Here is a 24,328-nt window from a genome sequence, read left to right as displayed (position 1 = left end):
GAGGCTTAAAACGGATGCGAATATAAAGCTGCGTCATAAACGGTCCCAGCCCGGCTTAGTGACTGGTGCAGATAGTGCGCAAGTTTCGGGTTGGCTACCCGGGCTACACAAGCCAAATTTGTATCAACAAATTAAAAAATCCAATGGACCAGCAAACTTATAATTACGACAAAATCGCGAAGGCCATCGAATATATCGTGGCCAATGCCAAAGAACAGCCCACGCTCAATGAGGTGGCCGACGAGGTCAGTATCAGCCAGTTTCACTTCCAGCGCATGTTTTCGGAATGGGCGGGCGTGAGTCCGAAGCGGTTCCTGCAATACATTACTGCGGGGTACCTCAAAGACCGGATCAGGGAATCGAACAACCTGGTCGAGCTCGCCGAATCGGCCGGGCTTTCAAGCCAGAGCCGTGTATACGACCATTTTATTTCGATCGAGGGCGTTACTCCCCAGGAATATAAAAGTGCCGGCAAAGGATTGGTAATCAACTACGGGTTTCACGAAACGCCCTTTGGCGATTGTTTCATTGCCGCCACCGACAGGGGCATTTGCGCCATGGCGTTCGTGGACGAGGCCACACGTGACTTTCAACTCATCGAACTCGCCCGAAAATGGCACTACGCCACCATCCGTCCCGACCAGCAACTGACGGCAGGATACGTACAGCGCATATTCAACTCTGCGCAACAGTCGCTTGAAAAGTTACCGTTGCTCGTACAGGGCACCAACTTTCAGTTGAAAGTTTGGGAAGCTTTGCTAAGCATTCCGCAGGGTGCCGTGACCACCTACCAGCAGATCGCAGAGCGTATCGGCCATCCGAAAGCCGTCCGCGCGGTAGGTTCGGCCGTGGGCGACAACCCTATTGCCTACATCATCCCCTGTCACCGCGTGATCCGTAAAGAAGGCGTTCTGGGCGAGTACCGATGGGGCAGCTTACGTAAAAAGGCATTGATTGGTTGGGAGGCAGCCCGTCAGGATGAGGAATATTTTGCACAGGAGCACACCATATTGAAATAGTACAATAAAGATAATTTATCATTACAACATTCTGTATTACAACCCAATAACTCTGCAAACAATGCAACTTTTCCGTGTTGGACTGATTATGGATGAGCAGTTTTCAAACTATTAACCAAAATCAAAACATCAACATGAAAAAGAAACTGATCCTAATGCTGGCAGTTTTTGCTTTGATCGTAACAGCGACGTCGGCCAGCTTTGCGCAGTTCTCGCTCGGGTTGCAGGGCGGAATCGCCAAATCCAACGTGGAAGATTCCAAGACAGTAGCTGGTGGTGGCGTGAACCTCCGGGTATTTGCTTCACCGCAATTTGCTGTCGGTGTCGCCGGTAAAATCTACGCCGACGGCAGTGATTATAACGTTGCCGGGCAAAAGCTAAGCACGACAGGAACGCTCACCCCGGTAACCGGTACGCTCGACTTTTTTTTCACCGACGGCGCGATCCGCCCTTATATTGGTGGTGATGCCGGCGTGTATTTCTCGAAGTACAAAGCTAAATGGAATGGGGAAACGGTGCTGGAATCATCCAAACACAGCAACTTCGGTACCGCGCCGAGAGCGGGTGTGGTGTTCGCATTCGGAAACCTCGGCATTCAGGTGGAAGGTATCTACCATTTCGTATTTGGTAACAAAAACCACAGCTCCGAAACCGGCAGCGTGGATAACATCGATTTCGAATCCACTTCGAAATTTGGTGGTGTAAATGTCGGCCTCATATTCGGGCTGGGCGGCAAGTAATTTTCTGCAATGCACGCAAATCTCAAACGCGCCATCCCGGCGCGTTTTTTTGTTGTGATCAAATCCGGCATTAACTTGCCTGCTCATTGACAAGCAACCCATTGGCAGAACCGACATCATTTCCAGAACAGCTTTGCAACTGGCTGACATCCATTTCGTTTCAATGCAGCACAGGAGAACAGCCAGATTTTGTATTACCGGTTCTGGAAGTAACCAATGGGGATCAAGTGGTTATGAAAATGATCCCGGTAGGCCTCGCTACCTGGCAAAAAGAGGGGCATGAAAGCTTGCTGAATCAGTTGAAAGAATGCCTGGGAGCCTTTCGCAGCGTAGGGATCCCGGCAGTAGTAATTTGGGAAGATTACTGGCTGTCCCGAAAAAGTATCGTCCAATCACGGCTGGCGGCCATGCTGGGCCAATCGACCAAAATCCCTGCGCGCCTGGCGTTGGCACGGAGAATCGACAATGCCACCACGGCCCAGTTCCTGGAAACCAACCATTTGAATGGCAGTACGATGTCGAAATTCCGGTACGGCTTGTTTTTACCGAAACGATATTACCGTGTATTGCCGGAAGGTTTCCTTTTCAATGCATCGGCAGACGAACTGCTGGTTGCTGTCGCTACTTTCAGCAACGCCCGCATTTTTGAGCAAAACGATGAACCATTCCGGTCGCATGAACTAATCCGGTTCGCCAGTTTATTGGGCACAAACGTAGTAGGCGCGCTGGACAAGCTGTTGAACGCATTCATCCGTGACAAATCACCGGACGATATTATGACGTACGCCGATCTTGAATGGTCCGACGGCCGGAGCTATAAACGGCTGGGATTTGAGGAAAGGGGGAATATGCCCCCGCGCAAGGCCTATGTGGACGTGACACATATGCGTCGCGTACGCACGCGCGAGCAAACCTATCAAGCTGACGGGCGACCGCCGGTCGAGTATCTGACAGTGTATAATTTGGGCAGTATCAAATATGTGAGGGACATTAAAATTAACAAAAATGAGTCCTGAAACCCCGCTATTAATCATTCTGGGCCCAACGGCCTCGGGCAAAACACATTTGGCTACCCGTGTCGCGCACGTGATCGGCGGAGAAATTATTAGCGCAGATTCGCGGCAGGTATACCGGCAAATGGATATCGGTACGGGTAAGGACCTCGAAGAATACGTGGTGAATGGAACCCCAGTCCCCTACCATCTGATCAACATCCGCGATGCCGGCGAGAAATATAATGTAAACGATTTCCAGCACGAGTTCGCCGATTCATACCAGCAAATACTCGCCAACGGGCGCGTTCCGATCGTTTGCGGCGGGACCGGATTCTACATTTATGCCCTACTAAAAGGGCACGCCAACGATACGGTGCCGGTGAATGAAGTGCTGAGGGCGGAGCTGGAATTACTTTCCACCGAACAACTAACCGCAAGGTTTCACGCCTCCGACTCCCGTTACCATGCATTAGCGGATATTTCTACGCGCAAAAGGCTCATCCGCGCACTGGAAATAGCCGCTTACCTGAACGAACATCCTGAAACAGACATAGATTTTGGCGCAGCGTCCTTTGTCTATCCGGCACAGCTGTTCGGCCTGAACCCGCCGGTCGAAACCCGACGGGACCGCGTTAGTAAAAGGCTCATCACCCGGTTAAAGCAAGGTTTAATAGAAGAAGTACAAAACCTTTTAAATCAAGGAATTGAACCCGATTCATTAATCTACTACGGTTTGGAATACAAATATGTAACCCTGTACCTTACAGGCGCAATGACCTTTGACGAAATGCATTCCAAGCTCGAAACCGAAATCCATCGGTTCGCCAAACGGCAGATGACCTTTTTCAGAAAAATGGAAAAGGATGGTCTGAAAATCAACTGGATACCCGACGAATGGCCTGAAAGTGAAAAAATCCAATTCATCATTACGCATTATCGGGAATTTAAAAGCGGCAATGCCGGTAATATGTCAGTGTAAACCAACCTAAAAAACGTCGTTAAACAATGAATCGCAAATGGAGCAGCCTGTTGTTGCTGCTGGTACTGAGTGTAACGGATGCATACCTCCTCGCGCATCCGAATCTGATTGGGAAAATCGGAGTATTGGTGTACAAGCATCATTATATCCGCAATTTCCCAAGGGCGCTGCTCACCGTCATGCTCGTGGTGGGCGTATCGCTGGCTGTTTGTGAGCTGGTTTACAGATTTACGCAAAAGAAAACGGCGATATTCAGCTATCTCGTCCTTACGGGCATTGCGCTGTTCTGGTTTATGTATGTGTTTGTGACTTTTTCTTCATTTTCCTACCGGATTACGGGCAAATCGTTCATTTACGGGGCGCATTTGTTGCCGGTCATCCTGACGGGGCTGAACCTGCGGTATCTCATTAAACGGATACTCGCCAAAGGGCCGCATAACGATGCCTTAGCAGGAGGAAAAAGTGGCCCAGAAGCCCCATAATGGGGCTGCGAGCCCATAAATTGTTGTCCGGAGGGCCCGAGACAATAGAATATTCTTATAAATCCTTCAAATTGTGAAATATTATTGTTTCTGTCTTGAATTTTCACAAATAAACCACGGATAATAATAGAAAGTACGCGGTTTTTTAGGATATTGCGGCTTGTGTCGGACCGGGAAATGGTTAAACCCGCAGCCATTTAACACAAAATTAACTTGTTGGGTAAGTAAATCGCTGTTAACGAAAAACTTTGTTGAATTGACCGATTGGCCTGCCTGTTCATTAACCCTTTTAATTTTATTCTTATTTCTATGTCCCCAATAGCTGAATTGACCCTTGATGGTAAAAAGTACGAGTTCCCGATAATTGAAGGAAGTGAGCAGGAAAAGGCGATAGATATTTCCAAATTGCGCGACCAGACAGGGTATATTACAATTGACCCAGGTTACAAGAATACCGGTGCGACCAAAAGCGCCATTACATTTCTGGACGGTGAAGAAGGCGTACTGAATTACAGAGGTTACTCGATCGAGGACCTGGCCGAAAAATCTTCTTTCCTCGAAGTAGCATACCTGCTCATTTACGGAGAGCTTCCTACCGAAAAGCAATTCGCTGAATTTGAACATGAAATCCGCACGCATACGCTCGTAAACGAGGATATGCGCAAGATTTTCGAAGGCTTCCCGGTAAATGCACACCCAATGGGCGTACTCTCTTCGCTCGTAAGCGCGATGAGTGCCTTCTACCCGGATGCCAACGCTCAGAATTCGGAAGCGGAAACGCAATTGCACATCATCCGCCTGCTCGCGAAACTGCCTACGATCGCAACCTGGTCGTACAAAAAATCGCAGGGGCACCCGGTAAATTACCCGCAAAACGAACTCGACTACTGCTCGAACTTCCTGAACATGATGTTCTCGCTGCCCGTAGCGAAATACAATGTGGATCCGGTTGTTTCCGCAGCATTGAATAAACTGCTTATCCTCCACGCCGACCACGAACAAAATTGCTCTACCTCGACAGTAAGACTGGTGGGATCTTCGCACGCCAACATTTTCTCATCCATTTCATCAGGTATCAGCGCATTGTGGGGGCCACTTCACGGCGGTGCCAACCAGGAGGTGATCGAAATGCTGGAAGCGATCAAGGCTGACGGCGGTGATACGCAGAAGTACATTAATATGGCGAAAGACAAAAGCAGCGGCTTCCGCCTGTTCGGTTTCGGCCACCGTGTTTACAAAAATTTCGACCCGCGGGCACGCATTATCAAAAAGGCAGCGGATGATGTGCTCAACAAACTCGGCATCAACGATCCGGTTCTCGAAATCGCCCAGAAACTCGAAAAAGCGGCTTTGGAAGACGATTACTTCGTACAACGCAAACTTTACCCGAACGTGGATTTCTACTCAGGCATCATTTACCGCGCGTTGGGCATCCCTACCAATATGTTCACGGTGATGTTCGCCATCGGCCGTCTGCCGGGATGGATCGCACAATGGAAAGAAATGCGGGTGAACAAAGAGCCGATCGGCCGTCCGCGTCAGATCTACACCGGAGCGCCCAAGCGGGATTTCGTTCCGATGAGCGAGCGGAAATAAATTTTAGGGTTCAAAGCTTAAAGTGAAAAATTCAGAGTTGAAAGTATAGGTTTATACTTCGGCTCTGAACTTTTCACTTTTGGACTCTATACTTAAACTCTGAACTTCTACGGCGAAAGCCGCTCAATCTTCCAGCCATCTGGCGTCTTCGTATAAGCTAACCGGTCGTGCAAACGGCTGGGTCTCCCCTGCCAGAATTCAATGTAGTCCGGCACTACGCGGTAACCGCCCCAATGCGGAGGTCGCGGTACTGGCTGGCCTTCGAAACGCGCTTTCAATTCCTCTGTTTTTTCTTCCAGAAATTCGCGGTTTGGTATTACCTCGCTTTGTGCCGAAGCCCAGGCGCCGATCTGGCTCCCGCGCGGACGAACGGAGAAGTATTCACCCGATTCCGCCTCGGACGTCTTTTCGATTTTCCCTTCGATACGGACCTGTCTTTCAAGCTCTTTCCAGAAGAACGTCAGCGCAACCTGCGGGTTTGCCTCAATTTCCCGACCTTTTTTACTGTTGTAGTTCGTGAAGAACGAAAAGCCCCTGCTGTCGAGGTCTTTCAGGAGCACGATCCGGCCCGTCGGACGGCCTTCGTATACAGTGCTGAGCAACATGGCATTCGCTTCTGAAATGTCGGCCTCACGCACGTCGTCAAACCATAACCTGAACTGTTTCAGCGGATCAGGATCGAGATCGGCTTCCAGTAGCCCTTTGAGCTGATAATCGTGACGGATATTTGCAATGTTATGATCCATTGGATACTAATATGTTCAATGTTGGGATGCCAAAAGTAGCCATTTCAGAGGAAAGATTATTAGATTTGTAATCTATAAGAGACCGTACGTACGAAACAAGCATCACGATGGCACAAGAACAACAAGAAGGGGTCAAAAGCGAAGAGCAGGACGACCTGGCACCCAAAACGATTGATACCCTTGAAATTGATCTTAACAATGAGTTGACGGAGGAGCACGAGGAAGAGACGCCTGATGTGGATTACAGCCAATTATCTAAGGAACAACTGGTTAACTTGTTGGAAAACGAACTGGCAGGTATCCGCGGAGAAGCCGCTACCGCGGCTCAGCTGAAAAAAGCAGAGGCTGTGGCCAGAGGTGTTCGTACGGTGCTCGATCAGATCAAACAAAAGGACCGCGAAGCTGCGCTGAAAACGTTTATTGAAGAAACAGGCGGCGAAGACGGATTTGAATACAAATACGACGCGGACACGCAGAAAATCGACTCACTGAGCCGTGAAATCCGTGGCCTCAAAAATGCCTTCTATCAAAGCCAGGAGAAGGAAAAAGAGAAGAATTTCAACGTAAAAACCGCGCTTCTCGGTCGCCTGCGTGCGCTGGTGGACGAGGAAGGTACGCGCGAAACGGATGCAACCGGGCTGAAATCGAGCTGGGAAGAATTCAAGAAAATCCAGGAAGAATGGAAAGCCGCAGGCAACGTCGCATCGCCGCATAACGGTACGCTCTGGGCAACCTATAATGCACTCATCGACCGCTATTTCAGCAACCGGAATATCTATTTCGAACTCAAAGAACTTGACCGCCGCCGCAATGCGGAGCTGAAAGCGGAGCTCTGCGAGAAAGTGGAAGAACTTGGTAAATCGCTGGAAAGCCGCCCGATGACGCGTGAGATTCTCAACGAAGCCAACCATATTTTCGAAGAATATAAACACCTCGGTCCTGCCCCGAAAGAAGACCAGGAAAAACTGTGGCAGCGCTTCAAAGAGGCGCTCGACGTGCTTTATGATGCACAACGCGGCCAGTTTGCTGAGCAGAAGAAATCCATGCAGGAGAACTATGAACAAAAGCTGAAAATCTACGAAGCGATTGTTCCGTTCACTACTTATAATTCGGGGAGCATTAAGGAATGGAATGCCAAAACAAAGGACATTATGGCGTTCCAGGACCAGTGGGTGGCTTTGAAAGGCATTATGCCCCGTGAAGAAGGCAAAGAATTGAGCAAGAAGTTCTGGGCTGCGCTGAAAACGTTTTTCAATAACAAAGGCGAATTCTTCCGCCAGCTGGAAGCCAAACGCGAGCAAAACCTCGACCTGAAAAACCAGCTTTGCGAAGAAGCCGAGGCCGTATTGTCAACCGGCGAGGACAACCCTGCCACCACGCAGAAGGTGATCGAGCTGCAAAAGAGGTGGAAAAGCATCGGCCAGGTTCCGGAGAAATTCAAGGACACCATTTATGACCGCTTCAAAAAGGCTTGCGACGCGTATTTCGACCAAAAACGCGCAAAAAACCGGGAAGTGGAAGAAGAATTCGAAAATAACCTGAAGCTGAAAACCGACCTGATTGAACGCATCGAGGCAGCAGCGAAGGATAAGGACGAATCTTCGCTCAATTTGCTGAGCGCGTTTAAGTCGGAATGGTCGTCGATAGGGTTTGTACCCAAAAAGGACATGCAGGCCATTCAGAAGCGCTATATCGCGGCCATCAATACCTATGTAAGCGCCATCGGCCAGCTCTCGACCAAGGAGAAAGAACAAGCCGTTCTCGAAAGCGAAGTGGAGCTGGTACGCGACGGCGAAAGCAGCCGCAACCTTTACCGCAAGGAAAACGACATCCGCCGCAAGATCACCCAGCTCGAAAACGACATTGCGCTTTGGCAGAATAACATCGAATTCTTCGCGAAATCGAAAACGTCGGATCGTTTGAAGGCAGAGTTCGAGAGAAAGATCAATAATGCATTAAGCCAGTTGGACGAGCTGAAACACCAACTTACTATTATTCAGGAGGCTATCTAAAACCTGAAAAAAAAGTTGAAAAATTTACTTTGAAAAGGTTGCATTGTATATCCCGCTCGACTACTTTTGCACCATGATAACGGAATAACAAACGGTATCACAAAGAAAAAGGCCTCCATAGCTCAGCTGGTAGAGCAACTGACTTGTAATCAGTAGGTCGTTGGTTCGATCCCGACTGGGGGCTCTTAACAAAAACACTTAGCAACTTTGCTAAGTGTTTTTTGCTTTAATACCGTTCCTTATCCGCCAGCTCCGACGATAATCATTCGCCGACTGAACTTTCATTCGTTGCGGCCACCACCTTCTCAATCCGTTCCGCAACCGTAGTATCTCCATGCATCTCGACCACCCGGCACGAAACCTTCCTGAGCCATTCTTCATGGACCCCCACATTACGACCGGTGAAATCCCTGTCATCGTATTTCGATGCCCAGTCGTAAAATTCGCGGAAGAGGCGGCTACGCACCGGATCGGTGTAAATAATGTCCCCGTACCGCTCGATTTCGCGGTCTACCAGGCGCCGCATTCTGATTTCGTTAGGAACGTAAAGAAAAACTACGAGGTCGAACATCGACAGCCATTCATCTCCCCAGCTGATCAGCGACCCGCCGATAATGTAGCTGTCGTTCCGGGAAATAGCTTCTTGCAGCATCCGGCTTCGCGTAGGCGCATCCCTGCGCACCGTATAAGGCACGGCCGAGCGCTCCCAGAAAAAGTCATCGGTATCGAAATAGGGTATTTTTAACCTCGCGGACAGCGCATTTCCCAGCGTAGTCGAACCCGCACAAGAAGCGCCCATGATGTGAATCTTCATAACCAATAATAAACAATCGGCAGCAAAGTATTTAAAAAGTTATGTCGGAGGTAAAAACCACAAAAAGAACCCCACCAGCACTAGCAATGCCATATTGGTGACGGTAGCAATGCGGTATGCCGAAATGTATTCCGCCACATCCGGCACCGGGCCTAAACTCGAAAAGAAAACCCCTCCTATTACCCCGATTCCCAGCGCAATTGCCGTTTGCTGAAAGGTGGAAAAGGTTCCGGACGCGGCTCCTGCGAGTTCTACGGGTATATTTTTCAATCCGACAGCCAGCAGCGAAGGTAGTACCGAACCACAGCCCGTGCCATAGACGAAAAGAATCGGGTATAGCAGCTGTCGATCGGCCTCCGGGCCATCCAGCACGACGATATGCAGTACCAATGTACCAATCATGATCAGCACGCCGACTTGCAATACTTTCTTGCCAAACAGCGGAACCAGCCGCAACGAAATGAGGGATGCGATTACATAACCAACTCCCTGAAACACAAAAAACATTCCTGTTTCAGCCGAACTGAATCCGAGCCCTGTTTCAAGCAGCATCACGTTGATCAGGAAATAAGAATCCTGGACCATGAAATAAAGCAGGACAACGGCCATCCCGATGTTGAAATCCCGGAAACCGAATAGCCGCACGTCCAGCAATGGCAACCGGCCTTTCAGCCGCTTTCGTCTTTGGTCGCCTGCAAAAAGTACCAGCAAAATACCTCCTGCGACGAGCATTAAGATGCACCACAACGGCCAGCTCAGTTCGCGTCCGCGTATGAGCGGGTATATCAGGCACACGAGCGCTCCCGTGAACAGGAGTACGCCCGAAAAATCGAACCGGCTACGCTGCCCACGCCGGTCGGGAGGCAAAAGAAACAGCGCCATCGGTACCACCAGCAGGCCTATGGGTAAGTTAATAAGAAAAATAAGCCGCCAGCCTTCCAGCAACGTGTCCGTTTCAGGCAGGATACCTCCCAGAAACTGGCCGATCACCGAGGCGCTTCCAGCGATAGTCCCGTAAATACCAAGGGCTTTGACGCGCTCCCGACCAGCGGGAAACAGCTCCTGAATGTAGGTAATGCCCTGCGGGATCATCCACGCAGCGCTGACGCCCTGGAAAAACCGGGCAGCATTCAGTTGCCAGGGCGTTTGCGCAAACCCGCACACCGCCGACGTTACCACAAACATCAGCATGGCCACTATAAAGACCTTCTTTTTACCAAAGTGATCCCCTGCCCGGCCACCTGTCACCAGAAAACTCGCGTAGCCCAGCAAATAGAGTGCAATCACGAGCTGGATATCGCTATCCGCGCCCTGAATGCCCGTTTTAATATGTGGGATCGCCACATTTACGATGAAAATGTCCATCACCGACAGGAATACCGATGACGAAATAATGGCCAGCAGAAGCCATTTTGAAATTTGTATGTTCATTGCGTTGTTGGATGATCAGGGCGTTCCGAAATGGTCGGTCCGCATTCATTGCAGCCAAAAATCAGGCAACCAACGCTCGTAATCAAGTAGTTTATAAGACGATACCAGGTATGGCGAATGATACTATTAATGTAGATCAACCGGTTACAAATGCAGATTCTGCATCTTTTTCAGAAAAAAATAATCCGATGAATATTGCGCTCGACATCATTGGCGGGAAATGGAAGCTGATGCTCCTGAACAGGATCCGGGAAGAGTGCCCGATGCGTTTCGGTGTGCTGCGCCGCAAGCTTCCCCACATTACGCAGGCGACGCTTACGGCACAGCTGAAACAATTGGAACGGGACGGTATTCTGCTGCGCGAAGCTTATGCAGAGTCACCGCCACGGGTGGAGTATAAATTGACGGAGCTCGGCAAAAGCCTCATCCCCATTATGGATTCGCTTTGTGCATGGGGCGAGGATTACCAACGGCAAAACCAGCCCGGTGAGGCGTCACCCGGTGAGGCGTCACCCGGTGAGGAGTCACCCGGTGACGCAGTTATTCTCTGACTACGGTTGCTTTTAACACTTTCTCGGGCGCTTTGCGCAAACTCAGCACCTTGAAAGTCTTCGCCTCCGCATTCACGCGGGTGAATGCATATGCGCACGAGCCGGCGAGGACGATGAACAGTGCGTCGATAAAGAAAATGTCGAAAGCGCCCTGCTGCCAGGTGTTCCAGATCCAAAGGCCTGTGGAAATGCCGTTCGCGATGGGTACGCCCAGGCAAAGAACAGTCGAAAGGATCAAGGTATGACGGTTCATCCGCGGCAGGCTCCGAAGGACCATCAGGTAAATACCCAGCACAAGCCAGCTGTAAAAATAGGTACGGTAAATCACGGCCTGATCGACGTGGTTAAGCATTTTGACCATGATAAATGTAAATGCCGTCACAGGCAGCATGCTCAGACAAGCCGCCAGGAAGAAGTTGCTCGCCCAAAAATTGAACCGGCGCTTGCGGAGTTCAGTAGCGACCTTGTCGCGTGCCACGAGCCAGATCATAATACCCGAAATAATTACGGCGCAACCCATCAGTCCCAGCAAGAAGAACACGATCCGCAGCGGCCTCCCGCCAAAATCCCCAAAATGCAGATGGTACACCAGGCTCTTGACGCCGTCGATATAGTTGCCGTCGGTATTAGGCGACTTTTGTTCCAGCACTTTTCCACTGGCGATGTTGACCGTCGCAAATCCCGATCCGGCGAAGTTGGTCTCCGCGTTCGGCTTTGCTTCGAGACTTACCTGCATACTCTCGTCCATGTAATTGCGGATGTAAATGCGCGAGATTTGGGCGTCTTTCCACTCCTTCTGCCATTTCCCTACAAATGCGTCCATGTCGAACGTTCCGTTCATAGGCTTGTAGGTATAATCCACCTTAATGGTCTTGTTGTATTGCAGGCTTTCATACAACTTGTCGGAGTCGCCGTTGTAAAGCAGGTTGGCAAATGGAGCCAGCAACACATAGTTCACGATCAGCACGACGCCCGTCACCGCAAATACCAGCTGGAACGGGAAACCGATCACGCCCAGAGCGGTATGCATGTCAGTCCAGACGGTCTTCCATTTGCTCATCGGCCTGAACAGGAAGAAATTGGATTTGATCTTGTCCCAATGCAGTAACAAACCCGTAATCAGCGCAAACAGGAAAAGAAATGCGACGATACCCGCCACCAGGTAACCAAACGGTGTGCCGATATTGATACCAACCTGATTCAGCTGCGCCAGGAAATGCAGACGGTACAGGAATTCAGCCATGTCGTAGCTGTCGGAATAATCACCCGCTTTCTTATCGGCAAAATGGTAGCGAAAATAAGCCGCGTCATCGTCGCCCCCCCGCCCTTTTCTCCTTCGTCCTCCCTCCTTTTTAGGTTTCAGCTTGGGTTTGCTGATGGTCGTATCCTGCGAGGCCGTCATATCCACATATGTCCCCTGTCCCTGGCGAAGCAAGTAAAAATTGAAGTTACGCCCCCTGAGGTTATAATGCTGCGAAAGCGAATCGAGCAGGTGATTGTAGGGTGGATCAAATCGCTGCCCTACTTCCGACCTCCCCTTTTGCCAGGCAGCAATGTCGTCTTTGAAAAAGGAAAAAGACCCGGCGAAAAATATGACGTACAACAATGCGGCAATGATGATCCCGCTGATCGTGTGGGTGTGAAAATAGATGTTATACTTCCTAGGATCCATGGTTGAAGTTGAATTTCAGTAGATAAGGCAGCGCAAACACGAGAGTCAGGAGAATGTAAAGTCCCCACACACGCCATACGTTCGTAGCGATGAATGCGTAAAGCAACAGGAACGCCCAAAGGAGATAGCCCGTGAAACAGGCGGTGATAATGACATTTTCTTTGGGCAGGAAAGCCGCAAAAAACAAATGCAGGCTCATCATAACGGCATATCCGCCGACGCTGCCGGCGAGAATTTTGCTCAGCCGCAGCCAGGGTGATTTGGTCAGATATTTCTTATTGGCAGGCATAAATCAGTTGGTAGCAAGTTCGAGCGTCAATGCACACAGGTAAAGTATCGCAACTCCTGCCGAGCCGAAGAGGCGGAACGGAAAAAGCAGCACGGATACCGAGCCGGCCATCATCAGGATCACCACCGCGGCAAACAACCCGCTCCCTACCCCAAGTAAACTGACGCAAAGCGCAGTGGCAATCAGAAACAACGCGCCAGCGGCCGAACGGCTATACACTGGATTAGCGGCCATAAAGGCCATTACCTCGTTTTTATCGGTCCAGGAAATGCGCATGGACGTGTTCATCCAGAACATGAACCCGAGGAGAAAGAGTAGACAGATCGTACTGAACATAGGATTGATTCAAAGACCGCATTCGGGAACAAACGCGTCTCAGGCTACTGGTTATGAGAAATTTGGAATCAATTATTTATAATTAGTTTAAATAAATTTCACAAATATAAATTGAAACCTGGAAAGTAGCTGTAAAAATCGCTTGATTTTGAAAAAAAAGAGACGGGAGGTTACATGGCGGGGAAGCCAGGTGGGCAACTAGCAGTTAGCTTCAACGGGCAGGCTGTCTATTCAAAGTATGTCGGCCGTGTCGGGAATTATCTATCACCATACTTATAGAAACCTATGATCTATGTTATTTTGAGAATACATCAATTCATGGGAATTTTGTAGCCATAAATATCATATTGATCAAAATGGAATACAGAAAATTAGGAAATACCGACCTTGAACTATCAACAATTACCTATGGCGCATTTGCGATCGGCGGCACGATGTGGGGCGGAAATGAGAAGAAAGATTCGATTGAAGCCATTCATGCATCAATCGATCATGGGGTTACTTCGCTGGACACCGCTCCATTTTACGGTTTCGGACTGAGTGAACAGCTGATTGCGGAAGCACTGAAAGGCAAAGACCGGACAAAGGTACAGATCCTGACCAAATTCGGGCTCGTCTGGGATGGCAGTAACCACGGAAAAGGAATGCATTTCTTTGATATGGAGGACAATGGCCAAAATCTTTCGGTTTACAAATACTCCTCGAAAGCGAATATCATTAAAGAAGTGGAGGAAAGCCTCAAAAGGCTGAATACCGACTATATCGACTTGTTGCAGCAGCACTGGCCGGACATTACCACGCCTATTGACGAGACGATGGAGGCAATGGAAATGCTCATTCAGCAAGGAAAGATCCGTGCGGCGGGCGTCTCCAACCATGGCCTGCCATTGCTGAAAGATGCATCCAAGACATTCGTACCGGCCTCCAACCAGGTGGCTTTCAGCATGCTGAACCGCGCTATCGAGACCGAGCTGGTCCCTTACACGGTGGAGAATAATATCGGAATCATCGCTTACAGCCCTATGGAAAGAGGGCTGCTGTCGGGCAAATATTTCCGGAACGAATCCCTGAAAAGCGACGACCATCGGAATGGCTATTTCGGCCAGTTCGACCTCGCCAGAGTGCAGGCGCTGCTCGAAAAACTTTCGCCGATTGCCGAAGAAAAGAATGCGACGCTCACCCAGCTGGTACTTCGTTGGACCACGCTTCAAAAGGGCATTACCGTCGTGCTCGCAGGCGCGCGCAATGTAGAACAAGCTGTTTCCAACGCGCAGGCAATGAATATCACACTTTCGGGTGATGAGCTGCAGGCGATCAATGGATTGGTTTTGGGGTTTGGGCTTTAGGCTATAAGCTGTAAGCTGTGGGTATAGGCCATACGCTTACAGCTTACCATTGTTACACGCGCAGCGTCCCGCGGAACCCTCTGGCGGCATAATATGACTCCGCGCCGTTGTGATAATAGAAAACCGTGTCGTACCGGCGGTCGCAGAATACCGCGCCACCGAGTTTACGGATATCGGCCGGCGTTTTGACCCAGCTCGATGTTTTGAGATCGAATTTTCCGAGTGTCTGCAAATGGCGGTATTCGGCTTCATCGAGGATTTCGATACCTATTTCGGCGGCTATGTCCAATGCGGTGTTTTCCGGCTTGTGTTCCTTTCTGAAATTCCACGCGTCGCGATCATAGCAAAGGCTCCGGCGACCTTTGGGGCTTTCGGGTGCGCAGTCGCAGAAAATGTATTCGCCCGTCTTTTTGTCGAAACCGATCACATCCGGTTCGCCGCCTGTAAGCTCCATTTGGTCAAGCGACCACAGCTTTTCGCTTTTAGCATTTAACCTCGCCTCCACGTCGGCCCATTGAATGCCCTCGTGGCGGTTTTTATGTTTTTCAAAACGTGCTTTTAAGGTCTTGAACAGTTCGTCGCGGCCTTCCGCCGACAATTCTTTTTTATCAATGGCCATAATGTATTTTCTTTTAATTAAAAGTCTCTAAAAAACGCTAGTCGTTCAAACCTTTGCCATTCAGGATCCGCTCGATGTTTTTCTCGATGCGGAGCTGGCGGGTCTGGGATTGTTTTGAGGCAGTGAAATAGATAATATATGCCCGCTGCCGTCCGGGCGTCAATGCATCGAAAGCTCTTTTCAATGCGGGTATTTCGTCGAAGGTTTCCTGCAATTCTGGCGGCGTAGGTAATGATTTATCGATCCTCACCTTCACACCCGATTGCTCGGCTTGCACCGCTTCGCGGATGTAGGCTTTCAGCACCGGTTCCAGGGCGACAACATCCTCCGCCGTGGCGAAGCGAATCTGCCGTCCGACCTTCGTATTTTCGCCCGTTTTGATGAGAATGTTCTCAGGGTCGCTCAGCAGGTAACCTTTCATGAATAGCAATGCGCAATAGGCCTTGAAACCCTGAATAACCACGATGTTAGTCCCTTCGAACGAGTAGCAAGGTTTGCCCCATTTAAACTCCTCGGTCAGCCCGAAGTCTATCGCGATGGTTCGCAGTTCCTCTATTATTTCCCGCCATTGTCCTGCCTGGACTACATATGCATCGACTTTGCTATTCATGATAAAGTGCTTTTAAATTTGAACAGGGACCAACCTTCTGCTTGCCGGCCGGAAATACCACGATATGATGGTCAATACGAGCAGCAAAAGCGGCGGCGCCACCTCACCGATCGGGTCGCCGAGTGCTATGTGAGAGACAATCGCGCCAGACATGCAAAAGAAGAACCCTGCGTACGCCCATTCTTTCAGAAGCGGGAATTTAGGAATAAGTACTGCTACCACGCCCAAAATTTTCCAGACACCGATGATCGTCAGCAGGTATTCGGGATAGCCCAGGCGTGCGAACATATCTACTTCTTCCTTCATTTTCATAAGCTGTACAATGCCGGTCGAAGTCATTCCCAGGGCGAGCCAGGCGGTAAAAATCCAGTAAATAATTCTGTTTCTCTTTTCCATGGTAGTTTATATTAATTGTTTGATAACTTGTTCCAACCGGTTGTGCGCCATATTGATACCTTTCGCAAATGGCAGTTTCAGCATGGCCTCGCGGTCGGCCGGTGATTTATACACAATCTGCATCGTAAGCTTGCTGGTGTTTTCGGCAAGTTTTTCGAACACGAGAAATTCAAGCTGCACGGGGAAGGGCGTATTCTCCATCTGAAATGTACGCGTGATCCTTTGCTCCGGTACAAACTCATGGATGACCCCATTCGTTCTCAATACCACATTACCCTGCGCGTCGGACGTTTCATACTGCCAGCTTCCGTGGGGTTTGCATTCGAGTTTCACCACTTTGGTACCCATCCATTGCTCCACGATTTCCGGCTCCACGTACGCTTTAAAGAGCAAGTCCAGCGGCAGATCAAACTCCCGGGTGATCACCAGGTCCTGCCGGCCGTCCTCAGCATTGATTTTCGTTTTCATTTCCATGTTCTGCTACTTTTTGGATTGATAGTTTTTCATAATGGATTCCAGCTTGTTGAACCGGTCATCCCACATTTGCCGGAAAGGCTCGATGAAGTCGGCAATCTCTTTCATTTTGCTGGGATTTAAGTGATAGTGAATTTCCCGGCCGGTCTGCTCCTGTTTCAGCAGTTCGCATTCGGTCAGTATCTGCAAATGCTTGGAAACCGTCGGCCTGGCGGTATCGAAGTTCGAGGCGATCGCCCCCGCCGTCAGGGATTGCGACGCCAACAGCAGCAGGATCGCCCTTCTCGTAGGGTCTGCTATGGCTTGAAAAACATCTCGTCTCAGGTTCATTGCGTAGTTATTTGGCTACGAATTTATATGTAGCCACTTAGCTACGCAAATTTTTTGTGAATTTTTTTGAAAAATTTATAGTTAAATGACTTTTCGTAAGTGTATTGGGCATTTTAAACTAATGCAGAAACATGACACGCCGCTATCTTCTTCTGATTGTATTGCTTTTGACGGGCATCGTCGCGCAGGCAGCACAGCCGGTCAATATCATATTCATCATCGGTGACGATATCAGTTGGGACGACATCGGCGCCTATGGCAATGGCAAAGTGAAGACGCCGAACTTCAACAAGCTCGCGCTTGAAGGGATCAAGTTCACCAATATGTTCCTCACGGCCAGCTCTTGCAGTCCCAGCCGTGCGAGCATTCTTACAGGCCGTTACCCCCACAATACCGGTGCGGCCGAGTTGCATTCACCGTTGCCCGCCCATTTGAAATACTTCCCTGAACTCCTGAAACAGAAAGGATATTACACGGCGTTGGCCGGTAAATGGCACGAGGGCCCCAACACGCGCCGCGCTTACGATACCTTGCTGGTGAACCAGGCGCAAAATGGCGAAGGCGGTGAAGCACAATGGATTAATCTCCTGAAATCCAGGCCCCGGAACAAGCCGTTCTTCTTCTGGCTGGCACCCTACGATGCGCACCGGCCCTGGTCCGCTTCGACCAACGGCCCGCAACACGATCCCGTACGCGACGTGGAGGTGCCGCCTACGCTCGTGGATACGCGAGAGACGCGGGAGGACCTGGTGACCTATTACAATGAAATAGCCCGGCTGGACCACTATGTGGGAGAACTTGAAAAAGAACTGGCAACCCAGGGGCTTTCAGAGAATACCCTCATCATTTTCACGGCGGACAACGGCCGGCCGTTTCCCGGAAGCAAAACGCGACTGACGGATGCCGGCTTAAAGCACCTTTCCTCGCAAAATGGCCGGGCGGAATTGGGACCGGCCAGACTTGCCAGAGCCTGCTCAGCGCGGTGGATATTGCCCCCACATTGCTGGCGCTCGCAGGTATCGATGCCGGGCCGACATTTCAGGGCAGAAGCTTCGCACAATTATTCAAAAATCCGGCCCAGGAGTTCAGAAAATACGTTTTCGCCGAACACAACTGGCACGACTATGAAGCTTACGAGCGCGCCGTTCGCACGAAGGATTTTTTATACATCATCAATAAAAGGCCCAAACTAGACAACGGCGGCCCGATCGACGCTAACCAGAGCCCGTCGGCCAAAGCACTGAAAGCCGCGCGGAAATCCGGCAAGCTAAGTCCATTGCAGGAAGATGCATTGAAGGTACCGCGACCGTCGGAAGAGTTCTTCGACAATTTCAAAGACCCGGCACAAGCGGAGAACCTGATGGAAAACAATGCCTATGTCTCGCAAATCAAGGCACTAAAAAAGGTGCTGGCCCAATGGCAGAACGACACCGGCGACACCGTCCCGGAACACCTTACCCCCGACTGGTACGACCGCCAAACCGGCGAACCACTCCCCGCAAAGGACAAACGTGGCGAAATGCCCGGCGCCGCCAATCACGCCGACCGTGTAAATGGGAAGGGGCCGTTTTGAGATCAATCGGGTTTACTTCAAAACCTACTTCTTAAAATACCGATCCTGCGTGTACTTCGGCTGGAATTTGTCCATGGTCCGGTCGTACTTCGTGGGGTCGTATTGCATCGGCAGAATCGTTTTGGCCGTGTAGGCCACGGTATCCCCGGTTTGCTGCTGCCACTGGATCAGCAGTTTTTTCAAACTTTCCTCCTTCTGACGGTATTCTGCTTTGCCCGATAAGTTTTCCGTTTCGAGCGGATCTTTTTTGAGGTTGAAAAGCTGGGTGTAATCGCGGTTCGGATAGCGGATAAGCTTCCATTCCTCATCACGCACCGCCCTGATCAGGTTTCGGTAAGCCGTAAAACTGCTTTCCCTCACGCCTTTGGATTTTCCGCTGACCACTTCCGAGAGGCTTTTGCCGTCGACCGTCTCAGGTTCGGGTAGGCCTGTCAGCGATGCCAGCGTCGGAAAAATATCGTAGAGGTACACGAGCGCATCGGACACCCGGCTTTTTGGAATACCTGGTCCTGTGATAATGAAAGGTACCTTCATGCTGTGTTCGTACAGGCTTTGCTTGCCGAGCAATCCGTGGCTACCCACCGCCAGGCCGTTATCAGCGGCATAAACGATGATCGTGTTATCGTAAAGCCCCTTTTCCTTCAATGACCGGACAATGTCGCCCACGCGGGCGTCGAGGTGACTGATCAGGCCATAGTAGTCGGACAATGTGGCTTTGATGATTTCCGGCGTACGCGGCCAGGGCGCCAGGTTTTCGTCACGAACCTGCGCCTCACCGTAGTCGAATGGGTGCACCGGCTTGAAATTCCCAGGCAATGGAATGTCCTTTTCGGGGTATTTACCGATATAATCTTCTCGCGGCGAACGCGGATCGTGCGGCGCGGTATAAGCAATGTAGCAGAAGAACGGCTTAGTCTTTTCGCCTTTTGCATATTCATCAATATAAGAAAGCGCTGCTTCGGTGAAAATGTCGGTAGAAAATCCTTTCACTACCGGCTCGCCGAGCTTGCCATTGTTCAAATCCCGCACAGGCACCTGGAAATGGTCGCTCATACCGCCCAGCATGACTGCCTTACCCTTCTGAAACGAGGCTTCGAAGGTTTGCCCGCCGTTATGCCATTTACCGGTGCCGAAAGTTTCATACCCATTTTCCGCGAAATGCTGGGGCATGGTATGAACGCCGTCGAGCATATCGTAAACATGGAAAAGACTCTTCCCGCTCATGAGCATCGCGCGGCTGGGCGCGCAGATTGCCCCGTGATGCCCACCCATGACGTAGCAATTCGCAAACCGCGTTCCCGATTTCGCCAGCTGGTCGATATTCGGCGTTTTCACCACGCTGTTGCCGGCTATCCCCAGCGCGTCGGCGCGCTGATCGTCGGCGAAAATGAACAGGATATTGGGTTTGGCGGCAGGCCTGGGGGCGGGCTGCTTTTCAGGGAGAGATTGAAGGAAGAATGGCGCGGCCAGCAAAACGGCCCACAACCAGCGCATACTTGTAAAGCTTTTCAATGCAGGTTTAGTGTTACAGTGGGAACTTGAACAGAGATAAGTGCTAATTTACATACAAAAGCCGGCACCCAAAACCATTCCTGCCTTCGGGTACCGGCTCGCTCAATAATGCCTGTCTCTTATTTCCCCAATACTTCGAGCATCGCCTGCCCCACTACTTTCGCCGACTGGGGGTTTTGCCCGGTAATCACCCGGTGATCGGTCACGACATGCGTCTGCCAGTTGCCCGATTTCTCGAATTTCGCCCCACGTTCAATCAGCCGCGATTCCAATGCGAAAGGCACTACCTTCTCCATTCCTACCGCCAACTCTTCCTCATTGGTGAATGCATTGATTTTTTTGCCATTGACGAGATAACTCCCATCGGCGAGTTTGATATTGACCAGCCCCGCCGGGCCATGGCAAACAGCCGCCACCACGCCATTTTGCGCGTAAATCTCAGATGCAATGGCCGCGATTTTCGCGTCGTCGGCTAAATCCCACATCGCCCCGTGGCCTCCGGCGTAGAAAATCGCCTGGTAATCCTGCGGTTTTACGGCGTCGGGGGTGAGGGTGTTCTCCACCTTTTGGCGGGCCTGCGCATTGTCCCAAAATTTCTTGTTGACTGGGTCCGTCAGATCGAAACCGTCCACCGGTGCCTTACCGCCTTTCGGGCTCACAAAATCAACCTCATATCCCGCATCACTCAACACTTCCCATGGATGGGACACTTCGCTGAGATAATATCCGGTAGGTTCGCCGGTACTGCCTTTTGTATCGTGGCTCGTTACCACGAAGAGAATTTTCTTTTCCATTTTTTGTCCCGTCTGGGCCATCGCGTCACTGTTCGAACTGATCACAGAAGCCGCGAGAGCGAGTTTTACCAAAGCATTTGCCATGTTTTCCTGAATTATTTTGACAATACAAAATTGCTGCCCGCACCCGGGAAGCGATAGGAAGAAAGTCACAACTTTGGTGTGATGTAGATCACGCTAGGCAGACAGCCGGCTGAGCGTCTCGCGCGACACGCCCAGGTAAGAGGCCAGCAGCGTTTTGGGCAGGCGCTGTGCCAGTGAAGGGTACGTTTGCAGCAATTCATGATAGCGCTCCGCGGCACTTTGGTTCATAAATGACAGAATGCGCCTTTGCAGGGCAACATAGCCGGCATTCGACTTTTTCATGAAAAAATGCTCGATCCGGTGCAGTTCGCTGCAAAGCTTTTCCCGGTTCGCCAGCGACAGGCAAAGCACTTCCACATCCTCCACGCAGGTAATATCGAGCGTGGCGTCGGTTTGGTTGAAGTATGCCTGGTAGTCGGAGATCCACCAGTCTTCCATCGCCAGTTGAAGAATATGCTCTTTCCCCTGCTCGTTGATAAACGAGGATTTCAACAGGCCTTTCACCACAAAAAAGTCATGACTTACCGGCGAGCCTTGCTGGACAACGAATTGGTGTTTCCTGAATTTACGGCTCGTAAAATGCGAACTGACGTAGGCAAACTCTTCTGGTGTGAGCGATACCAGCTTGTCAAAATGGGTTTTGAGTTCCTCAAACATTACTTGCAGATCAATCCGTAAAATGTCATTAATGGGTAATTCTACGAATTTATACATTAAATCATTCAGCGTTCCCCGCCGAAGTTCTGCACGAGGCTTCCGTAAGGAGCTTTTTTGTGAAGATAAGGTTCGGGTGACAGCCGGGCGGCGCAACCCAAATAAGTATATACGGGATTTAATAGATTATGACGGTGGGGCGCCGACGCCATCCATTGCTCCACAACAAACCGCGCGTAGGCCGCATAAGTGTACGGAATACAGCGTTTTTGGTCGCTTTCATTTAAGAATTCATATTGATTCAAGTGACGGTCCCATCTTGCGATCATAAAATCACCGCTTACCAGTGTTTGGTATTTGCCGATGTTTTCGGCAACCCTTTTAAATCTTTTGGTATATAATTCCACCCGCCGCTGCGCCGTGCGTTCGTAAGGGCTGTAAGGGTTGGTATGGTTGAAAAACATGCGATACACCATCGCAGTGGCATGCCCGGACGATGCCAGGTACAAACCGGGGTCATATTCAAATGGCGGTAAATCATGTTTTCGTCTCATTTCATTACTGGCATGAAAAACGGCCGCGTCCAGAAAAAGCGTGTCGGGATTTCGCAACGGAATCAGCTCATTGCATTTGGGTAATGCAAAAAAACGGCTGTCATCGACTGCATAATATCGATTTCTATGCAAGTCGGTTCCTAAATGCGAATACAAATAGAGGGCAAAAACGATAAGGGCTTCCATGGCATTGCAAAATGAATCCAATCATTTAGAACAATATGTATGAAAAATAATAATAAAATAACACTTAGAAAATTTTGCAGTGTAGTAATGCTTTCTCTGACTGGATTATCAATTACCGGCGCTACCGATTTTATTGTCGGAGGAACAACCGCTGTTTTTCAGCATTGTGCGACACAGCGCCTCACCAATTTCTACGTTACCGCCAGGCTCCCAACCCGCTATTTCGCCATAAGCAAGCCAGATTAAGGCTGCGCCAATTTCATGATTTTTCCTGTGCCGTAATTGCAGATATAAAGTTCGTCGGATTGGTCGGTGCCGAAGGCGGATATTTGCCCTACGCCTTCGGCAATAATGCTGTTCTGAACCGCTTTGCCATTTTGGGTTTCTAGCGCGAAAAGTCGCCCGCTTACGTAATCGCCGAATACATATTTGCCCGCGAGCGACGGCACCGCCTTGCCGCGGTACACAAACCCGCCCGTGACCGAATGCTCGCCGTTAGCCTGCGGCAGGTCCAGCACAGGGTCGATCAGCCCTTCGGCATTGCAATCGCGCTTGGGGTTATAGCAGTCGATACTTTCCTTTAACCGCCAGCCATAGTTGCCGCCTTTAACGATGATATCGATCTCCTCCCGTTTGTTCTGCCCCACATCTCCGGCCCAAAGCGTATTGGTGGCATCATCGAAGCTGATCCGCCACGGGTTCCGCAGGCCATAGGCATATATTTCCTCTCTGAATCCTTCCTTGTTGCCCGCAAACGGGTTATCGGCCGGAATTCCGTAGTTGCCCTTTGTCTTGCTGTTCACATCCACACGCAGAATCTTCCCTAGCCAGGAGCTTTTGTTCTGGCCGTTATTGCCCGGGTCGCCCCAACTGCCGCCGTCGCCTGTGGAAATGTAGAGGTAGCCATCCTTGCCAAATTTCACAGCTCCCCCATTGTGATTGTCAAAAGGCTGATCAAATGTAAAAAGCACCGTTGCACTTGCTGGGTCGGCCTGATTGGGATCGCTGGCACTCGCTTTATAGCGTACAATGGCCGTTTCGAGCTTGCCCGATACTTTCGTGGTGTAATTCAGGAAGAAATAGCCATTGTTTTTATAGTCAGGGTGAAAAGCGAGGCCCAATAACCCTGCCTCACCGCCATAACTCACCAGTTTTTTGATATCGAGAAACACTTTTGCCGATGACGTTGCCGCGGCGTTTTCGAAAACACGGATCGTCCCTTCCTGTTCCAGCACAAAAAGCCGGTTGGAACCGTCGTTCGAGTGGGTAAGATCAACGGGATAATCGAAATGCAGTTTGGGAAATGCCTCCACTACCTTCACTACCGCCGCGGCACCAGGCCTGTGCGGTCTTGACGCATTGCAAATGACTAGAAGCACAAGCCCGGCGAGGCCTTTTATGACAAAACGTTTCATGGTAAATCGGGTTTGGGTTAAAACAGCAGCCAATTTCCTGCCGGATTACAAGTCAACTGCGGTTCAGATTTACTTTCTATTGCCTTACCCGGCAAATGCAAAATTTTAGTATTTAAACT

The 24,328-nt window shown here is 50.2% G+C and carries 26 protein-coding genes, 1 tRNA gene and 1 pseudogene; 12 read left to right on the top strand and 16 right to left on the bottom strand.

The genetic code is table 11. From position 1 onward, the window contains the following. Positions 1-143 precede the first annotated feature (143 nt). The 6 genes from AC2YIT_RS30495 (at position 144) to AC2YIT_RS30470 (ending at position 5,811) form a co-directional block, all read left to right on the top strand. Positions 144-1,019, top strand: a complete 876-nt coding sequence (locus AC2YIT_RS30495; RefSeq protein ID WP_430851348.1) for a methylated-DNA--[protein]-cysteine S-methyltransferase — start codon at positions 144-146, stop codon at positions 1,017-1,019. Between the two features lie 134 nt (positions 1,020-1,153). Further along, positions 1,154-1,759, top strand: coding sequence for a hypothetical protein (locus AC2YIT_RS30490; RefSeq protein WP_430851346.1), 606 nt, complete (start codon positions 1,154-1,156; stop codon positions 1,757-1,759). 86 nt (positions 1,760-1,845) lie between these two features. After that, on the top strand, positions 1,846-2,775 hold the full coding sequence (locus AC2YIT_RS30485) for a PDDEXK family nuclease (RefSeq protein WP_487281699.1): 930 nt from the start codon (positions 1,846-1,848) through the stop codon (positions 2,773-2,775). Further along, positions 2,765-3,733, top strand: a complete 969-nt coding sequence (gene miaA / locus AC2YIT_RS30480; RefSeq protein WP_430851342.1) for a tRNA (adenosine(37)-N6)-dimethylallyltransferase MiaA — start codon at positions 2,765-2,767, stop codon at positions 3,731-3,733. The genes AC2YIT_RS30485 and miaA overlap by 11 nt, the downstream gene beginning before the upstream one ends. Before the next feature lie 26 nt (positions 3,734-3,759). Then, positions 3,760-4,215 (top strand): hypothetical protein, encoded by a 456-nt coding sequence (locus AC2YIT_RS30475; RefSeq protein ID WP_430851340.1) that lies wholly within the window; start codon positions 3,760-3,762, stop codon positions 4,213-4,215. A gap of 309 nt (positions 4,216-4,524) precedes the next feature. Next, a complete protein-coding gene (locus AC2YIT_RS30470; protein ID WP_430851338.1) occupies positions 4,525-5,811 on the top strand; it encodes a citrate synthase in 1,287 nt (428 codons plus the stop codon). A 107-nt stretch (positions 5,812-5,918) separates the two neighbouring features. On the opposite strand, the gene pdxH is transcribed toward AC2YIT_RS30470, so the two are convergent. Next, positions 5,919-6,557 (bottom strand): pyridoxamine 5'-phosphate oxidase, encoded by a 639-nt coding sequence (gene pdxH / locus AC2YIT_RS30465; RefSeq protein WP_487281698.1) that lies wholly within the window; start codon positions 6,555-6,557, stop codon positions 5,919-5,921. Positions 6,558-6,664: 107 nt separating this feature from the next. Between pdxH and AC2YIT_RS30460 the strand changes: the two genes are divergently transcribed. Further along, complete coding sequence (locus tag AC2YIT_RS30460) at positions 6,665-8,569, top strand: DUF349 domain-containing protein (RefSeq protein ID WP_487281697.1); 1,905 nt, start codon at positions 6,665-6,667, stop codon at positions 8,567-8,569. Positions 8,570-8,680: 111 nt separating this feature from the next. Continuing rightward, positions 8,681-8,753, top strand: a tRNA-Thr gene (locus tag AC2YIT_RS30455). Between the two features lie 78 nt (positions 8,754-8,831). Here AC2YIT_RS30455 and AC2YIT_RS30450 read toward each other — a convergent pair. Both AC2YIT_RS30450 and AC2YIT_RS30445 read right to left on the bottom strand, forming a co-directional pair. After that, positions 8,832-9,383 carry a P-loop NTPase family protein gene (locus tag AC2YIT_RS30450; RefSeq protein ID WP_487281696.1) on the bottom strand — a complete coding sequence of 184 codons (552 nt, stop codon included), beginning with the start codon at positions 9,381-9,383 and terminating at the stop codon, positions 8,832-8,834. A 39-nt stretch (positions 9,384-9,422) separates the two neighbouring features. Next, a complete protein-coding gene (locus AC2YIT_RS30445; RefSeq protein WP_487281695.1) occupies positions 9,423-10,814 on the bottom strand; it encodes an MFS transporter in 1,392 nt (463 codons plus the stop codon). Between the two features lie 188 nt (positions 10,815-11,002). On the opposite strand from AC2YIT_RS30445, the gene AC2YIT_RS30440 reads away from it, so the two are divergent. Beyond that, positions 11,003-11,365: a winged helix-turn-helix transcriptional regulator gene (locus tag AC2YIT_RS30440; protein ID WP_487281694.1), complete on the top strand. Its 363-nt coding sequence runs from the start codon at positions 11,003-11,005 to the stop codon at positions 11,363-11,365. Here the strand turns inward: AC2YIT_RS30440 and AC2YIT_RS30435 are convergent. From AC2YIT_RS30435 to AC2YIT_RS30425, 3 genes are read right to left on the bottom strand one after another with little or no spacing between them, the layout of a single operon-like run. Beyond that, positions 11,355-13,037, bottom strand: a complete 1,683-nt coding sequence (locus tag AC2YIT_RS30435) for a PepSY-associated TM helix domain-containing protein (RefSeq protein WP_487281693.1) — start codon at positions 13,035-13,037, stop codon at positions 11,355-11,357. The two genes, AC2YIT_RS30440 and AC2YIT_RS30435, sit on opposite strands and share 11 nt — an antisense overlap. Next, complete coding sequence (locus AC2YIT_RS30430) at positions 13,027-13,326, bottom strand: hypothetical protein (RefSeq protein ID WP_430846243.1); 300 nt, start codon at positions 13,324-13,326, stop codon at positions 13,027-13,029. The genes AC2YIT_RS30435 and AC2YIT_RS30430 overlap by 11 nt, the downstream gene beginning before the upstream one ends. Before the next feature lie 3 nt (positions 13,327-13,329). After that, positions 13,330-13,662, bottom strand: a complete 333-nt coding sequence (locus tag AC2YIT_RS30425; RefSeq protein WP_487281692.1) for a hypothetical protein — start codon at positions 13,660-13,662, stop codon at positions 13,330-13,332. A 356-nt stretch (positions 13,663-14,018) separates the two neighbouring features. Between AC2YIT_RS30425 and AC2YIT_RS30420 the strand changes: the two genes are divergently transcribed. Then, positions 14,019-15,008: an aldo/keto reductase gene (locus tag AC2YIT_RS30420; RefSeq protein WP_487281691.1), complete on the top strand. Its 990-nt coding sequence runs from the start codon at positions 14,019-14,021 to the stop codon at positions 15,006-15,008. Positions 15,009-15,060: 52 nt separating this feature from the next. Here AC2YIT_RS30420 and AC2YIT_RS30415 read toward each other — a convergent pair whose 3' ends face one another. The 5 genes from AC2YIT_RS30415 to AC2YIT_RS30395 are packed head-to-tail and all read right to left on the bottom strand — an operon-like array spanning position 15,061 to position 17,437. Further along, a complete protein-coding gene (locus tag AC2YIT_RS30415; protein WP_430846237.1) occupies positions 15,061-15,627 on the bottom strand; it encodes a DUF4256 domain-containing protein in 567 nt (188 codons plus the stop codon). Between the two features lie 37 nt (positions 15,628-15,664). Further along, entirely contained in the window at positions 15,665-16,237 is a 573-nt protein-coding gene (locus tag AC2YIT_RS30410) for a YdeI/OmpD-associated family protein (protein WP_487281690.1), read from the bottom strand. A 12-nt stretch (positions 16,238-16,249) separates the two neighbouring features. After that, positions 16,250-16,633: a DoxX family protein gene (locus AC2YIT_RS30405; protein ID WP_430846233.1), complete on the bottom strand. Its 384-nt coding sequence runs from the start codon at positions 16,631-16,633 to the stop codon at positions 16,250-16,252. A gap of 6 nt (positions 16,634-16,639) precedes the next feature. Continuing rightward, the gene (locus tag AC2YIT_RS30400) at positions 16,640-17,107 is read right to left on the bottom strand and encodes an SRPBCC domain-containing protein (protein WP_430846231.1); all 468 of its coding nucleotides are present in this window, start codon (positions 17,105-17,107) and stop codon (positions 16,640-16,642) included. Between the two features lie 6 nt (positions 17,108-17,113). Next, positions 17,114-17,437, bottom strand: coding sequence for an ArsR/SmtB family transcription factor (locus AC2YIT_RS30395; RefSeq protein ID WP_430846229.1), 324 nt, complete (start codon positions 17,435-17,437; stop codon positions 17,114-17,116). 131 nt (positions 17,438-17,568) lie between these two features. On the opposite strand from AC2YIT_RS30395, the pseudogene AC2YIT_RS30390 reads away from it, so the two are divergent. Next, a pseudogene (locus AC2YIT_RS30390) lies at positions 17,569-18,264 on the top strand (sulfatase-like hydrolase/transferase); the annotation flags it as partial. Positions 18,265-18,380: 116 nt separating this feature from the next. After that, positions 18,381-19,010: a sulfatase/phosphatase domain-containing protein gene (locus AC2YIT_RS30385; protein ID WP_487281712.1), complete on the top strand. Its 630-nt coding sequence runs from the start codon at positions 18,381-18,383 to the stop codon at positions 19,008-19,010. A 24-nt stretch (positions 19,011-19,034) separates the two neighbouring features. Here AC2YIT_RS30385 and AC2YIT_RS30380 read toward each other — a convergent pair whose 3' ends face one another. The 5 genes from AC2YIT_RS30380 to AC2YIT_RS30360 all read right to left on the bottom strand — a co-directional run bounded on the left by AC2YIT_RS30380 (position 19,035) and on the right by AC2YIT_RS30360 (position 24,209). Beyond that, positions 19,035-20,522 (bottom strand): sulfatase family protein, encoded by a 1,488-nt coding sequence (locus AC2YIT_RS30380; RefSeq protein WP_487281689.1) that lies wholly within the window; start codon positions 20,520-20,522, stop codon positions 19,035-19,037. Between the two features lie 119 nt (positions 20,523-20,641). Continuing rightward, positions 20,642-21,400, bottom strand: coding sequence for a type 1 glutamine amidotransferase domain-containing protein (locus AC2YIT_RS30375; protein ID WP_487281688.1), 759 nt, complete (start codon positions 21,398-21,400; stop codon positions 20,642-20,644). A gap of 93 nt (positions 21,401-21,493) precedes the next feature. Then, a complete protein-coding gene (locus tag AC2YIT_RS30370) occupies positions 21,494-22,057 on the bottom strand; it encodes a Crp/Fnr family transcriptional regulator (protein ID WP_487281687.1) in 564 nt (187 codons plus the stop codon). 65 nt (positions 22,058-22,122) lie between these two features. Then, positions 22,123-22,794: a CAP domain-containing protein gene (locus AC2YIT_RS30365; protein ID WP_487281686.1), complete on the bottom strand. Its 672-nt coding sequence runs from the start codon at positions 22,792-22,794 to the stop codon at positions 22,123-22,125. A 242-nt stretch (positions 22,795-23,036) separates the two neighbouring features. Beyond that, a complete protein-coding gene (locus tag AC2YIT_RS30360; RefSeq protein WP_487281685.1) occupies positions 23,037-24,209 on the bottom strand; it encodes a PQQ-dependent sugar dehydrogenase in 1,173 nt (390 codons plus the stop codon). Positions 24,210-24,328 lie beyond the last annotated feature (119 nt).

The organism is Dyadobacter sp. SRI_021 (genome assembly GCF_057586235.1).
The sequence above is the reverse complement of the archived record's forward strand: the minus strand, read 5'-3'. Positions and strand labels throughout refer to the sequence as shown.